Origin of the sequence: Syntrophotalea carbinolica DSM 2380 (assembly GCF_000012885.1) — a bacterium.
Classification (GTDB): Bacteria; Desulfobacterota; Desulfuromonadia; order Desulfuromonadales; family Syntrophotaleaceae; genus Syntrophotalea; species Syntrophotalea carbinolica.
The window spans coordinates 607,980-621,166 of sequence record NC_007498.2; the positions used below are offsets into that span (position 1 = coordinate 607,980).

Genomic DNA, 13,187 nt, shown 5'->3' on the forward strand with positions numbered 1-13,187 from the left:
TGGTCATGAACAAAATTTGTATCGGCCTGGCCGGGCGTATCGACGCCAGATGATCCGGTTAAAGCTCCTGTGGTTACCGAGTTGTACCACTTGAGCCGTTGGAACGCGTCTCGCTCAGGCGGGGGCGCGTTTTTTGCGAACCATGGAATGTTGCAAGGCTGTGAATATTGGTGCGGCCTTTGCTGATGCATAGTCCGATTTGTAACAATGTACCCGGTGGCTTGCGGAGGAATATTTCAGGCCTACCGGAAATGGCGCAGAACGAGGTGGCGCGATTTACCGTTCAGGTTACCCGGCGACGGGTGGCTGACCGTATCGCGTTGATCCCAAACCCAGAGGGGAAATATATACGATGAGGGGATTGTGGCGTGTACTGCTGGTGAGTGCTTGCGGAGGCCTTATGGCATTGGCGGCATTGGCGGGCCAGGTCGGCTATGGTGACGATTTCGGCCGACCGGGATTGAACAACAAAAGCGGCGGCGATGCGACGATCCATTCTATACAGGGGCATACCGTGACAACGGCCGGCATGTCGTCATCCACAACGGAGAGCTTATGAACAGGTCGAAAACCGGGGAGGGGATATTGCGACGTGAGTTTCGGGTGGAACGGGCCGGGATGACGGGGAAAGGGCAAGGTTGCAAGGCGCTGGTACAGGTGATGGCCGTTTTGTTGTTGCTTGGGGGAGGTTTTTCCTCCGCCTGGGCGGCTTACATCACGGATCAGATTCCGGTGACCCTCAGACGCGGTCCGGGCAACGAGTACCGCATTTTAAAATCCCTGACCAGTCCTGCCAGCATCGAAATCCTTGAAGACAACGATAACTACTTCAAGGTGCGCACGGCAGACGGCACCGAAGGATATATCCTCAAGCAATACGTGATTCGTCAGGAACCTTCCGCCGTGATCGCAGCGCGCCTGCAACGAGAACAAACCGTTTTGCGCAAAAAGGTCGATGAACTAAGACAGCAGAATCAAGATTTTCAAGCCCTGCAGGCGGAGAATCGCACTCTGCTTCAACAGACCGAGACCGAATTGCGCAAGGTTCAGGGTGACTATGACAAGTTGCGCAAAGGTGCACAGAATATTACCGAGACTATGGCCGAACGCGATCGGTTGCAGCAGGAAAACGAGGAGCAGTTGCAGAAGATCGCAGCACTGGAGAAGGAAAACCGGTACCTGTGGCGCAATAATATCCTGCGCTGGTTTTTTGCCGGCGTAGGTGTGCTGTGTCTCGGTTGGTTGCTCGGCCGCCGGCCGCCGCGGCGGACCCGTTCATTTTGAGTACCAGGCCATAAGGAATTGTGGATAAACGTTTGATAGGTCGGGGCGGGGGATTCGGCCGCGCATAAGGCCTTGTTCCCAAACCTCTGCCATGCTAATAATGCCGCAGATATCATCGCCGCAAGGCGGCTCAACCCCAGCATGGAGGACGGTATGCTCGATCTGAAAATAGACAGCGACAAGTGTACGCGCTGTGAACAGTGCGTCCGGGACTGCCCGTTGAGCGTTCTGGTTATGGACCAGGGTGTGCCATACGTTGGTGAAGATAAGGCGGAGAAATGTATCGAGTGCCAGCACTGTCTGGCGGTTTGTCCCACCTCGGCCCTCAGTATTTTCGGTCTGAAACCGGAAGACAGCCTGCCCCTCGAAGGATATTTACCCGACGAAGTTCGGATGGAGACTCTCATCAAGGGGCGTCGCTCCATCCGGCGTTTCCGGCAGGAACCCGTCGATCCGGCGGTTATCGAAAAGCTGCTCAAAATATCCGCTCATGCGCCGACCGGCGTCAATTCCCGCAAGGTGCTGTTTACCGTGGTTGAGGATCAGCAGGCCATGGAGCAGGTCAAGCTGGCGACCATGGACGGCATCCGTAAAAGAGTTGAAGAGGAAAGCCTGCCCAAAGGCAAAGAGTTTTACGGCGGTATCCTGCGGGCGTGGGATAAAGGTGCGGACATCCTGTTTCGCAAGGCACCTCATCTGCTGATGGTGTCCGTCGATGCCAAGGCGCCGACCCCCACGGCCGATGGTTTTATCGCCATGACCACTTTCGAGATGATGGCTGCGACCATGGGATTGGGGACCCTGTGGGACGGCCTGGCCAAATGGGCCATGGTCGACATGAACCCGGAACTCGGCACCAAACTCGGCATTCCCGAATCCCACGAGATTGTTTACGTGATGCTGTTCGGCAAACCGGCGGTGACCTACCACCGCACCGTGCAGCGCGACGCGGACCTCAAGGTCAATCGGGTGGTGTGGGATGATTAGGTTGTCGAAAGCATATTTGTTTGAAGAAAAGCCCCGTCGAATGACGGGGCTTTTCTTTTCCCCGGGGGTAAAAAGGGGACAGTGTCGGAGGGATTTTTTGGTTCGGAACAGGTTCAGCCCCTGACCTTTCGAAGGAAATGTGAAGCACTATAATTTTCCCATGTTTGTCTGGCCTGCTGCCCTATCCGCCTCCCCGTTTCATTGATTGGCAAATATTTTCCATGCCCTCGTTGACAGGAAGGGGGGCGGTGATAACTGTTAAACACGTTCTAGCTTAACCGTAAGGGCCAATGTTCCTGTCAGAGATATAAAGCTGCCGGAGGGCAACTCTTGACAGAGTTCGCGGCGGGAGGAATGGATATTCGGAGCATGCTGAAAGGAGAAGCAATATGGCTTCATTCCCTGAATATGATCAATTTGATGGTACTGGTTTAGCGGAGCTGATCAAAAAGGGGGAAATCAGCAGCCTGGAAGTATGCGAAGAGGCGATTCGCCGTGCTGAAAACCTCAACCCTCAATTAAATGCGATCATCACAAAAACCTACGCTCTGGCAAGAGAAACGGCTAAAAGCTCGTGCGGCGACGCTCCCTTCTGCGGTGTTCCCTTTCTGCTGAAAGATGCGCACCATGCCTTGAAGGGGGTTCCCATGAGTTGCGGCAGCGCGTTACTCAAAACGTACATCCCGCAGTATGATGCCGAAATTGTGCGTCGCTTCAAAAAGGCCGGTTTGATCATACTCGGCAAGACGAACACGCCTGAGTTCAAGCTTGCTTATGTTACCGAGCCTAAGGCCTTTGGCCCGACACGGAATCCCTGGAATCCTGAGTACTCGTGCGGCGGCTCCAGCGGCGGGTCAGCCGCGGCGGTGGCTGCCGGCATTGTTCCCTTCGCATCAGCCACGGATGAGGGAGGATCCATTCGCGTCCCCGCATCTTATTGTGGCCTGTTCGGCCTCAAGCCGAGCAGGGGACGCAACCCGGTGGGACCCGACTTCGATGAAGAATGGTCGGGCATGTCCCATAGCCATGTTGTTACACGATCTGTTCGAGACTCTGCTGTCATGCTCGATGCTGTCTGCGGCTTTGAAAACGGAGCCCCATACGGCATTTTCAACAAGGAAAGACCTTTTATCGAAGAAGTGGATATTGCACCGGGCAAGTTGCGAATCGCTTTTTACTTGCGAGCGGCATACGGAAAAAACATACATCCGGAATGCGTGAAGGCGGTAGAGCAGGCATGTACGCTGCTCACTGATTTGGGGCATGAAGTCGTAGAAGAAGAGCCTGATTTTCGGGAGGAAGATGCTGCCCTGAACTACGTCATCGTGGTGATCGGGAATGCCGCCGCGCTTGTCGATAAACTGGTTCGGATTCACGGACGATCCAAAGTGAGACGGGAATTGGAATTGTCAAACTACACCTTTTACGGCCTGGGGCGGGCCCTGAAGGCGCTCGACTTTGTGAAGGCTAAACGCAGGTGGACGCAGTTCGGGGTAACGATGGATCAGATGCTGAATAAATATGACGTGGTACTCACCCCGACCCTGGGTCAGCCGCCCGTGCCTGTTGGTTCGCAGCAGCTCGGCAGGGCAGATCGGTTTTCGATGAAGCTGATCGCTTCGTTTATCGGCAGCATGATGTTAACCAGCCGGAAACTGACCGACGCGATACTTGATAAAACCGTTGATACGATAATGAGGGGGCAGATGCCGGTCACATTCATTGCCAACATTACCGGACAGCCGGCAATGTCTGTACCGTTGCATTGGTCAAAAGACGGATTGCCTTGCGGAGTACAGTTTATCGGTCGCTATGGCGATGAAGCGAAATTACTGCGACTCGCCGGCCAGTTGGAAAAAGCACAGCCGTGGTTCGATAAGAGGCCGCAGATTCAGCAGTGAATCACATTTTTCGAAATACCGCCAAGCGACTTGATGGAGACCAATTCCCGTGGACGCGAATCGTCACGGCAAAATCCAGGACGGCCCGATCGGTACATTGCAGAGATCAGGTCCGGAAGTTGTTGTAAAATACGCAACATGCGTTGTAGTGAAGATGGGATTCTCGAATGGGGCTCAGGAACGACGGCATCCGATAGGCGCACAGGTTGTCGATTTGCAACTCCATTAGACACCATGTTTAAAAGCGGGTCTGTAACCCCATGAAAATGGCAAATTATCTCCAAAACACAGGTTTTTATGCCAATGTTATGCAAGAGGTATCTCATTGAATGCACGTGTGATGCTCATTGAGGTGACAGCCTCTTGAAACTCTGATGTTTCGAAATCGCCCGACAAAGTATCTGCCACCCTTCCTCTGTACCATGGCGAAGGTAAAACTCAACAAAAACGCCGTCTCGCCGATAAAGTCGATTTAAGTGAAAAGTTTTTTCCTTGCGCTTCGCACTCTGCGATTGCTCCCCGTTTCTGGACTGCGCGCTGTTGCTATACGGATATGAAAATCTAATGAGTTGAAATATATAGCTTGTGGGATTATAACCCTAATTTTTCCTATAGAATCACTATTTTTATGGTACTATATACCTAAATAAAACTCTTGGAGCTAATGAATGGATGAAGTCAGTGTCGAAATGTATGTCAAAGGGGAATGGCGCAAGGTAGCCGACTTCGGTGTTTACGGGAAAAATTATGGGGCGGGGTATCATTCTAAATGCCATCTCTCATATGACATTGACTATGTCCTCTCACGAATGGAAGAAGACCGAATCGTTGATCGGGTAGGCTGCCGCTACCCCATTAACTTTGACCTCTACGAAGCTGATAGCTGGCCGGCCTTTTTGCTCGATCTGTTGCCGACCGGTGCAGCACGAGAAGCCTGGCTCAAAATGCTTGGGATTAGAGACGACACTTCGTCCTGGTGGCAGCTTTTGAGATTTGCGACTGGGAATCCGCCTGGGAATCTTCGCATTGCCGGCGCCGCCGTCAAGGCAAAAGCGCATCCCGGTTTTGAAAAGAAAATGGTCATAGAGAAAAATGTCGACTTTATTGAGTACGCCGAAGCCAATGGCGCTCTGGTTGCGGGAGCCAGCGACGTGCAAGGCCAGGCTCCAAAATTTTTACTGGTGGAGGATCGCAACGAACGTTGGCATGCAGAGGGGGCTATCCCCGAGGACCGGGTCAAATGTTATTGGCTTGTCAAATTCCCAAGAGGAAAAACTGCTGCCGACAGACTGGTGCTTCGTAATGAGGCACCATATTACGAAGTGGCCAGAGCCTTTGGTCTTCGTACCGCAGCACCTTTGAAATATGAGGATGGCGCCCTGTTTGTTCGTCGCTTCGATCGAAGGGTAACACAAGGCGGTGTGGAAAGATTCGGATTGGAAAGCATGACCTCGGTTTGCGGTATCAGCGAATTTGGACTTAGAGGTTCCCACAATGAGGCATGTAAAATGATCCATCGCTATGCAACTGAGCCGCGCAAAGAAATCCCGGAATACATCAAAAGGGATATTCTCAATGTTGCCCTGAGGAATACCGACAACCACGGAAGAAACACAGCCTTTCTAAAATCGCCCTTGGGGGTTGTCACCCTGTCTCCACTGTTCGACTTTGCCCCTATGTTTAAAGACCCTGAAGGAATCGCCAGGGCTTACAGATGGGACGCTGAGGGCGAAATGGAGATCGGATTGCCTGACTGGGGTTATGTAGCCGAGGCGCTCGAAAAGGAAGTAGACATCGACAGCAAACAGCTTCGTAGTTGGTTGGCCGATTGTGCATCCGAGGTTGAGGATCTGCCAGATACGATGGTCCGTTGCGGCGTTGAGGAAAGTCTTGTCGATGACCTCTCCAGAAGAATTCAACAGGTCGCTCAAAAACTGAAAGAGGCGCGTCCGGCACAGTAAGAGAAGGGAAGTGTCAATGAAAAGACCCGATGCAAAAGAGATGAAAAGGCTGCGCCAGGAGTTCTTCAATGACATAGAGGAGGGTCGTATTACCCTGGCGGAAGCAACAAGAAGGATGCGTAAGATTTTGGGCATGAACAGAAGGGAATACGCAGAAAAGGTCTTGAAAATTGGTTTTGAAACCCTGCAAGCCGTAGAGACAGGGAAGGGAAACCCGACCCTGAAAACACTTAAGATCATCGGCGCCCCTTTTGGATTGGAGGTTGGATTCGTCCGAAAAAAGGGCGAATAACGGTATTCGGTGGACAAACACGGGGGCCTTCCAAAATTTGATAATGGGGTTTTATGACGCCCCGGGCGACAGGTTCAGAGTGCCAGATTGCCAAGTGGTGAATCGTATGCCCTAAGATATCCCCGAATGGATGAGCAGATTATCCGGGATTTATCCGTCAATCCAAAAAGGACAATGGGCTCGTCCTCGGCAGCAATAAAGCCAAGCAAGGATGGTGATTGCGCCTGGTTAATCCCGCACGGACAGGATAAACCGCCGGGCGATATATACGACACTTTCGGGGATGATGATCGGGAAGAAGCGCTGCGGCTGGTTAAGGTAATCGCTTACCCGATTGCTGTCCTGGGGCAGGTCGACGAAAACTTCGCCGGTAATTTCCTTGCCGCACAGGGTAGTGATTCCCACGGTATATTTTTTGCCCAGCATCATCAGGTCGTCCAGCTCTTCGTCTGCCGGGGTTATCGCCTGGATGATGTTGGCGACGTTCAGTTGAAGTGTACCGTTCGCTGTCTTGACGGGTAAAAAAGCCTCTTCGCTGTTCAGCAGTTCGCCGACGCGTTGGGGGCTGTGCCGGTGAGCTTCGTAAGGGCTGAGAAAAACATCTCCTTCGACCTGTTTGCCATCGGCAAGGGTGAAAATTACCCGGCGCAGGTTTTTGGCTATTTTCCGATCATCCATAAGCTCTCCTTTGTCTTATTGGAACAGGGCCTTGTTGGAGGCGAATTTGTGAGCTTCCTCGCGGGTGATTTTTCCCGCGGTCAGAAGATCCTGAATGGCCTGGTCCATGAGCTGCATGCCCTGCGTTTTACCGGTTTGAATAACCGACGGAATCTGGAAGGTTTTACCTTCCCGGATCAGGTTGGAGACGGCCGAATTTACAGACAGGATCTCAAGGGCGGCGCAACGCTTGCCGTCCACCGTCCTTAGCAGTTGTTGGGCGATGACTCCCTTGAGGGATTCGCCGAGCATGGTGCGGACCTGCTCCTGCTGGTTGGTGGGAAAGACATTGATGATGCGATCCACCGTTTTGGCGGCGCTGCTGGTATGCAGGGTGCCAAATACCAGATGCCCGGTTTCTGCCGCCGTGATGGCCAGTTCGATGGTTTCCAGATCGCGCATCTCGCCGACCAGGATCAGATCCGGATCTTCGCGTAGAGCCGCTTTGAGGGCGGCGGCAAAGGAGCGGGTGTGGCGCCCGACTTCTCGCTGATTGATGAGGCTCTGCTGGCTGACATGCACGAATTCAATGGGATCTTCGACGGTAAGGATGTGTTCTTTGCGGGTCCGGTTGACATGATCGATCATGGCCGCCAGGGTGGTCGATTTGCCGCTTCCGGTCGGTCCGGTGACCAGTACCAGACCTTTTTTGAACTGGGTGAAATCGAGTACCGCAGGGGGAAGGCCAAGCTGGTCGGCGCTGAGGATCTCAGCGGGAATCAGGCGAAACACAGCGCCCATACCGAGCCGGCCCATAAAGATGTTGGCACGAAAACGCGATTTAAGCTCCGTTACCTCATAGGCAAAATCGAGATCGCGGGTCGTTTCATAGGTTTTGCGCTGGGCTTCGCCCATAATTTCGTAGAGCAACGCCTTATTTTGTTCGTGGGTCAGAACTTGAGTCAAAATGGGTTCCAGTTGCCCCGATCGGCGTATAAGCGGCGGATTGCCTGCTGAAAGGTGCAGGTCCGATCCGCCTTTTTCTTTCAATATTTTGAACAGCGCATCAATTTTTGCCATGAAGTGATCCTTGCTCGTTTTAGGTAAAGGCACAGGCAGACGTTGTTTTTACCGGGGTGTCAGCAAATCCGCCCGGAAACCGATGGTAGCGATGAAGCCTGCCAGTCTGCAATTGCAGATTATATGCCTTTCACTCTCGGAGAAAATACGGTGGGAAATTAGGGTATTTCACATGTCGCTGTCAACAGCTTATGGATATTCAGGCGATGGATTGGGGCACTGTCACAGGATTGGGGTGTGGCGTGCATAAAAAAAGGCGCGTTGTCCTGGAGGTGGAGGCAACGCGCCAAAAGATGGAGGTTTGAACCGTGTTGTTTATCGCTCTGTCGAGCGCTGTGTTTTATGGCTGAACTATACCCCCCTGCCAAAAGATCCGCCACGTGGCATTGCGTAAAAAAGGCGGGCATGTCTTCCCTTGGCAACTGTGCATTTGAACAGTTTCTCGTTTTTAAGCATAAAAAACCATGTATAAACAACAGGTTGACGAGCTTTGGTGTTTTAGGCCTTAAGGACCTCGATCAAATATCCGTCGGGATCCGCCAGAAAGTAAAATCTCGGATCACCACCCGTCAGGCTTTTGAGTGGTTTGGGATGAAGTCCCATGGCTTCATGTTGCTTGTGGGATGCGATCAGATCTGCGACCCCTACCGCCAGGTGGGAGTAGCCATTGCCCAACGCGTAGGGTTCTTCCTGGTCGTGGTTCCATGTCAATTCCAGTTCGAAAGTGCCGCCCGGACTGCGCAGCCATGCCAGGGTGCATTTATGCTCGGGCAACTCAAGCCGCCGTACGACCTCGAAGCCGAAAGCCTGCTGATAGAAAAGTTCGGATTTTTTCAGGTCCATGACCCGGATACAGGTATGAATCATTTGATATTTCATCTTTAAGACTCCTTTGCTGCCCGTTGTGGGCCTGGGTGAAAATTCTGGATGCAGTATACGCAATGTACGTGTTTTCGGCTACGATGATTTGTTTCCCAAGCTCGAAGCATCTGCCCCGACTATGGCATGTTGGCGAATAAATATAATAACGCGGATCCGGAATGATCTTAACCTTTAATGTTTTTATTGTGGCATGCGCGCCTTCGGGGCAGCGGGGCGGGGACGGAGAAACCTTTCCTGGCTCCTAACAGCTTCGTAACCATCCGAAGCGACAATCTTGTTTGTAAAAAAACAGAACCGGAAGCGCGGTAGATTTTGGTGCCTGAGCAGCGTTTTGTTAAAGTAAGAAGGATTTTTGTGGTTTTTCGCTAAGGAGTTCAAATGGCCTACGCCTGGCTTGAAGATCTTTTCTGGCTGTTGTTGGTGGGGTACGGCGTGCTGACGGCATGGCATGCCTTGTTGTACAAACGCGATCCGCGTGCGGCACTCGGTTGGATCGTCACCGCCCTGGCGATACCCGGCATCGGTCCTGTGCTTTACTGGCTGCTGGGAGTGAACCGTATCCGTACCCGGGGCCGCGGTTGGCAGGAGGGCGGACAGGGACTGCCCATGCGTGTGGCGCAGCAGGTCGACGGGGCAGGGGCAATGGTACCAACCGCCTTGGCATCCTATAGAGAATGCTACGCTCCCTACCTGGACCTGGCCGAGGCGGTAACCCGGCGGCCGCTGCTTTGCGGTAATGACATCGAAATTCTGTTCAACGGCGACGGGGCGTATCCGGCCATGCTGCAGGCCGTTGAGGATGCCCACCGGCACATTTATCTGTCGAGTTATATCTTTGAGAGCAACGCCACCGGTCGGCGATTTGTCGAAGCTCTGGCCCGAGCTGTAAAACGAGGGGTCGAGGTGCGGGTGTTGGTCGATGCGCTTGGCGAATGCTATTCCTGGCCCCGTATCAGCAGCCTGCTGCATCGTCACAACGTACCCGTCGCCCGGTTTCTGCCTTTTTCTCTCGGTGGTCGCGGTATGCATTTCAATTTGCGCAATCATCGTAAATTGCTGGTGGTGGATGGCCGCCTCGGTTTTACCGGCGGCATGAATATCGGCGACCGGCATCTGGTTGCAGGGGCATCGGTTGGCGGTGTGAAAGATCTGCATTTTCGCATTGCCGGGCCGGTGGCCGGGCAGATGCGGGATGCTTTTTGCGAGGACTGGGCCTTTGCAACGGGTGAAAGACTGTCGCCGAGTGCCGTGTCCGACGACACCGCGGGGCAGGCCATATGTCGCGGGATCAGTGCCGGCCCCAACGAAGATTTCGAAAAGCTGCACTGGTTGTTGACCGGTGTTCTGGCGGTTGCCCGTCAGAGGGTCTGTATCATGACGCCCTACTTCATTCCCGATCGCGGACTGATGACGGCTTTGAACAGTGCCGCTTTGCGCGGGGTCGAGGTCGAGCTTCTGCTGCCGGAGCGAAGTAATCTGCCGCTGGTGCATTGGGCGAGTCGTAGTTACCTCTGGGAGTTGCTGCAGTATGGGGTGCGTATATACTGGCAGCCGCCCCCTTTCGATCACACCAAATTGCTGTTGGTCGATCATCAGTACAGCCAGGTCGGTTCCGCTAATCTCGATCCGCGCAGCCTGCGTCTTAATTTCGAATTTAATCTGGAAATCTTCGATGCCGCAGTCAACGCCCGGCTTGCCGGGCATTTTGCGGCCTGCCGCAACGCCGCCCGCCGCGTCACCTTGGAGGAGGTCGATGGTCGCCCCCTGCCGGTAAAGATGCGCGATGCTACGGCAAAGCTGTTTTCCCCCTATTTGTGAAAGGCAGTGACTGGTGACTGGTGACTGGTGACTAGTGACTAGTGACTAGTGACTAGTGAAGGGTGAAGGGTGCGGTCTATTTCAGCCTTTCACTAATCACCAATCACGAATTACTAATCACGGCACTACGCCTCCCAGTCTGCGGGCTGGGAGGCGTAGTGCTAGAAGTTTACCTGACGCCCTTGCCGGTCAGAAACGGGCTGTAGTCCATGTCGCTGCCCTTGATATGGTTACGCAGCCAATCGCCGAGGAAGTTCATTACCGAGACGGAGAGGCCGAGCCGCCCTTCGTCAAACCCTTGCTTGAACTCGCTGACTTTGGCGGTAAAGTCGCGGTGCTCTTGTTTGTGGGCGTTGCTGGCCGGGTAGCCGTGACGATCGAAATATTTTTCTTCGGTGGCGAAATGGGTAGCGGTATAGGATACCAGACCGGCGATGATCTTGCCGAGAACATCTTTGCCGCGTCCCTGCAGCATGGCGTCGTTAAGTTCGTTGATCATACTGATCAGGCGTTGGTGCTGGGTGTCGATTTCCGCAATATTGACAGATAAGCTGGTGTTCCATTGAATCAGGGCCATGTACTTCTCCTGCAGATATGAATTGAATTGGCATGAAACCTCGGGCAAAACGCATTTAAAATTAGACTAAAACGGTAAGGATTACCTTAGCGGTTCAACCGGAGAAGGGCAATTATAAAATTAATTATTCAGGTAATTTTTTAACAGGGTGATAATCAGTACCGGTTGCTCCGACTCATGGCGTGCGCATCTTTGCGGGATTTAGGGCGTTGGGGATAGTCCTGCGGGGCGTAGCCGAGGCTTATAACCAGGCCGATGCGGCGTCGGCGGGGGATGTGAAGCAGCTTTTTGATGGTGCTTTCGTCGAACCAGCCCATCATGCAGGTACTCAGGCCAAGGTCGGTGGCCTGCAGGCAGAAATGGGCGGCAGCGATGCCGATGTCGATAAGGGGGAATTCCCGCCGCTGGATCAGGGCTCCCATGCGCACGGTCCATTTCGGTTTTTCCAGGACCAGCACGGCGATGACCGGAGCTTGCGTGGCGAAATTGTTCAGGCCCAGGGCTTTGCTGCAGGCGGCACGGGCCACTTTGTCTTTAAGCGCCGGATCATCGACCAGGATCAGGGTCCAGGGCTGGGCGTTGCAGGCGGACGGCGCCAGCCGTACAGCCTCGATAAGTTGCCGGAGTTTTTCGGTTTCGACAGGTCTGCTACTGTATTTGCGAACGCTCTGACGGGTATGGAGAAGCTGTGAAAAGTCCATGGTATCCTTCCTGGGGACAGTGCCGTCGGAGGTTATGAACGGCTGCCCCAGACCGGATCTTCCTCATATTGACGTCGGATCCGCTCCTCCGGGCACTGTTCGTAAAAGGTGTCCTCATCAAAGCTGAAACGGTAATGGCGAACGTATTCCAGCAGCAACTTGTAACTTTCGTTCAGTTGCCGGATAGCTTGTTCGTCGCTCTGATTACCTGCATCCGGGTGGTAACGTTTGGCCAGTTCGCGATGCCTGTTCTTGATCTCCTTCAGGGAAGCCTGATCCCCGAGATCAAAGACTCTCAACGCATGTTGCAACTCCTCGTATGTCATGGCGTTCAATCTCCGTGGCCTATTTTATGGGCGCATGCGGCTGTCGGAAAGGCCCCATCCGCAGTGGTTGATCTGCTTGGATGATAACACGGAACACGTGCATTGTGTCCGGCCTTTTATTGACAGGGACAACACGCCCATGCCATAGTTTCAGGGCGGTCACAAAGGTGTGGCAGCCATAGCATCGGCAACGAAGCCCGCAGGGATGGAGATCCGTCCCGCGGGCTTTTTCTTTTCAGAATGAACTTCTCAGCCTGTTGTACAAACGAAGGAGGGCCTGTGGCCAAGGTGATTTTTTGGGAAAAACCGGGATGCAAAGGCAACGCGCATCAAAAGGAAATATTGTTGGCTTCCGGCCATGAACTGGAGGTGCGCAACCTGCTCACCGAACCCTGGACAAAAGTGGAACTGGCGCAATTCTTCGGGGACCGGCCGGTGGCGGAATGGTTCAATATGACCAATCCGCAGGTCAAAGCCGGTGAAATCGTACCCGCAAAGGTGTCGAGGGAAGACGCCTTGGCCATGATGGTGGCGGAACCCCTGCTTATCGTTCGGCCGTTGATGCAGGTCGGTGAGCAGCGGATGGCGGGTTTCAATGTCGAAGCGGTGCAAAACTGGATCGGTCTGAAATCCGAAACGATCAGCGCGCCCGATCCGCAAAACTGCCCCTGCGTCAACAGTGAAGGGTAGGCGTCGCAAATGCCGCCCTGAGTTCGCCATC

14 protein-coding genes are annotated in these 13,187 nt (G+C 53.6%); 8 read left to right on the forward strand and 6 right to left on the reverse strand.

Translation table 11 applies throughout. From position 1 onward, the window contains the following. Nucleotides 1-352: 352 nt before the first annotated feature. From PCAR_RS18555 to PCAR_RS03205, 6 genes are all read left to right on the forward strand, one after another. Entirely contained in the window at nucleotides 353-559 is a 207-nt protein-coding gene (locus tag PCAR_RS18555) for a hypothetical protein (RefSeq protein WP_011340186.1), read from the forward strand. Further along, nucleotides 556-1,284 (forward strand): TIGR04211 family SH3 domain-containing protein, encoded by a 729-nt coding sequence (locus tag PCAR_RS03185; RefSeq protein WP_011340187.1) that lies wholly within the window; start codon nucleotides 556-558, stop codon nucleotides 1,282-1,284. Before PCAR_RS18555 ends, PCAR_RS03185 begins: the two co-directional genes overlap by 4 nt. A gap of 153 nt (nucleotides 1,285-1,437) precedes the next feature. Continuing rightward, the gene (locus PCAR_RS03190; protein ID WP_011340188.1) at nucleotides 1,438-2,271 is read left to right on the forward strand and encodes a nitroreductase family protein; all 834 of its coding nucleotides are present in this window, start codon (nucleotides 1,438-1,440) and stop codon (nucleotides 2,269-2,271) included. A gap of 389 nt (nucleotides 2,272-2,660) precedes the next feature. Continuing rightward, nucleotides 2,661-4,172, forward strand: a complete 1,512-nt coding sequence (locus tag PCAR_RS03195; protein WP_011340189.1) for an amidase — start codon at nucleotides 2,661-2,663, stop codon at nucleotides 4,170-4,172. Between the two features lie 668 nt (nucleotides 4,173-4,840). Beyond that, nucleotides 4,841-6,133 (forward strand): type II toxin-antitoxin system HipA family toxin, encoded by a 1,293-nt coding sequence (locus PCAR_RS03200; RefSeq protein WP_011340191.1) that lies wholly within the window; start codon nucleotides 4,841-4,843, stop codon nucleotides 6,131-6,133. A gap of 16 nt (nucleotides 6,134-6,149) precedes the next feature. Continuing rightward, the gene (locus tag PCAR_RS03205; protein WP_011340192.1) at nucleotides 6,150-6,425 is read left to right on the forward strand and encodes a helix-turn-helix domain-containing protein; all 276 of its coding nucleotides are present in this window, start codon (nucleotides 6,150-6,152) and stop codon (nucleotides 6,423-6,425) included. 228 nt (nucleotides 6,426-6,653) lie between these two features. Here the strand turns inward: PCAR_RS03205 and PCAR_RS03210 are convergent, their stop codons facing one another. The 3 genes from PCAR_RS03210 to gloA form a co-directional block, all read right to left on the reverse strand. After that, entirely contained in the window at nucleotides 6,654-7,103 is a 450-nt protein-coding gene (locus PCAR_RS03210; protein WP_011340193.1) for a hypothetical protein, read from the reverse strand. A gap of 15 nt (nucleotides 7,104-7,118) precedes the next feature. Then, on the reverse strand, nucleotides 7,119-8,162 hold the full coding sequence (locus PCAR_RS03215) for a type IV pilus twitching motility protein PilT (RefSeq protein ID WP_011340194.1): 1,044 nt from the start codon (nucleotides 8,160-8,162) through the stop codon (nucleotides 7,119-7,121). 498 nt (nucleotides 8,163-8,660) lie between these two features. Further along, entirely contained in the window at nucleotides 8,661-9,041 is a 381-nt protein-coding gene (gloA, locus tag PCAR_RS03220; protein WP_011340195.1) for a lactoylglutathione lyase, read from the reverse strand. A gap of 381 nt (nucleotides 9,042-9,422) precedes the next feature. Here gloA and cls point away from each other — a divergent pair, with 381 nt between their 5' ends. Continuing rightward, nucleotides 9,423-10,862, forward strand: coding sequence for a cardiolipin synthase (gene cls, locus PCAR_RS03225; RefSeq protein WP_011340196.1), 1,440 nt, complete (start codon nucleotides 9,423-9,425; stop codon nucleotides 10,860-10,862). Between the two features lie 169 nt (nucleotides 10,863-11,031). Here the strand turns inward: cls and PCAR_RS03230 are convergent, their stop codons facing one another. From PCAR_RS03230 to PCAR_RS03240, 3 genes are all read right to left on the reverse strand, one after another. Further along, complete coding sequence (locus tag PCAR_RS03230; protein ID WP_011340197.1) at nucleotides 11,032-11,439, reverse strand: bacteriohemerythrin; 408 nt, start codon at nucleotides 11,437-11,439, stop codon at nucleotides 11,032-11,034. Nucleotides 11,440-11,594: 155 nt separating this feature from the next. Continuing rightward, nucleotides 11,595-12,140 (reverse strand): nitroreductase family protein, encoded by a 546-nt coding sequence (locus PCAR_RS03235; RefSeq protein WP_011340198.1) that lies wholly within the window; start codon nucleotides 12,138-12,140, stop codon nucleotides 11,595-11,597. Between the two features lie 32 nt (nucleotides 12,141-12,172). Further along, nucleotides 12,173-12,466: a DnaJ domain-containing protein gene (locus PCAR_RS03240; protein ID WP_011340199.1), complete on the reverse strand. Its 294-nt coding sequence runs from the start codon at nucleotides 12,464-12,466 to the stop codon at nucleotides 12,173-12,175. A gap of 279 nt (nucleotides 12,467-12,745) precedes the next feature. Here PCAR_RS03240 and PCAR_RS03245 point away from each other — a divergent pair, with 279 nt between their 5' ends. After that, nucleotides 12,746-13,156 carry a hypothetical protein gene (locus PCAR_RS03245; protein ID WP_011340200.1) on the forward strand — a complete coding sequence of 137 codons (411 nt, stop codon included), beginning with the start codon at nucleotides 12,746-12,748 and terminating at the stop codon, nucleotides 13,154-13,156. The last annotated feature ends 31 nt before the right edge of the window (nucleotides 13,157-13,187 follow it).

Bases quoted from the DNA above. Each gene is read 5' to 3' on its own strand.
- PCAR_RS18555 (WP_011340186.1), top strand. From the start codon at position 353: ATGAGGGGATTGTGGCGTGTACTGCTGGTGAGTGCTTGCGGAGGCCTT.
- PCAR_RS03185 (WP_011340187.1), top strand. From the start codon at position 556: ATGAACAGGTCGAAAACCGGGGAGGGGATATTGCGACGTGAGTTTCGG.
- PCAR_RS03190 (WP_011340188.1), top strand. From the start codon at position 1,438: ATGCTCGATCTGAAAATAGACAGCGACAAGTGTACGCGCTGTGAACAG.
- PCAR_RS03195 (WP_011340189.1), top strand. From the start codon at position 2,661: ATGGCTTCATTCCCTGAATATGATCAATTTGATGGTACTGGTTTAGCG.
- PCAR_RS03200 (WP_011340191.1), top strand. From the start codon at position 4,841: ATGGATGAAGTCAGTGTCGAAATGTATGTCAAAGGGGAATGGCGCAAG.
- PCAR_RS03205 (WP_011340192.1), top strand. From the start codon at position 6,150: ATGAAAAGACCCGATGCAAAAGAGATGAAAAGGCTGCGCCAGGAGTTC.
- PCAR_RS03210 (WP_011340193.1), bottom strand. From the start codon at position 7,103: ATGGATGATCGGAAAATAGCCAAAAACCTGCGCCGGGTAATTTTCACC.
- PCAR_RS03215 (WP_011340194.1), bottom strand. From the start codon at position 8,162: ATGGCAAAAATTGATGCGCTGTTCAAAATATTGAAAGAAAAAGGCGGA.
- gloA (WP_011340195.1), bottom strand. From the start codon at position 9,041: ATGAAATATCAAATGATTCATACCTGTATCCGGGTCATGGACCTGAAA.
- cls (WP_011340196.1), top strand. From the start codon at position 9,423: ATGGCCTACGCCTGGCTTGAAGATCTTTTCTGGCTGTTGTTGGTGGGG.
- PCAR_RS03230 (WP_011340197.1), bottom strand. From the start codon at position 11,439: ATGGCCCTGATTCAATGGAACACCAGCTTATCTGTCAATATTGCGGAA.
- PCAR_RS03235 (WP_011340198.1), bottom strand. From the start codon at position 12,140: ATGGACTTTTCACAGCTTCTCCATACCCGTCAGAGCGTTCGCAAATAC.
- PCAR_RS03240 (WP_011340199.1), bottom strand. From the start codon at position 12,466: ATGACATACGAGGAGTTGCAACATGCGTTGAGAGTCTTTGATCTCGGG.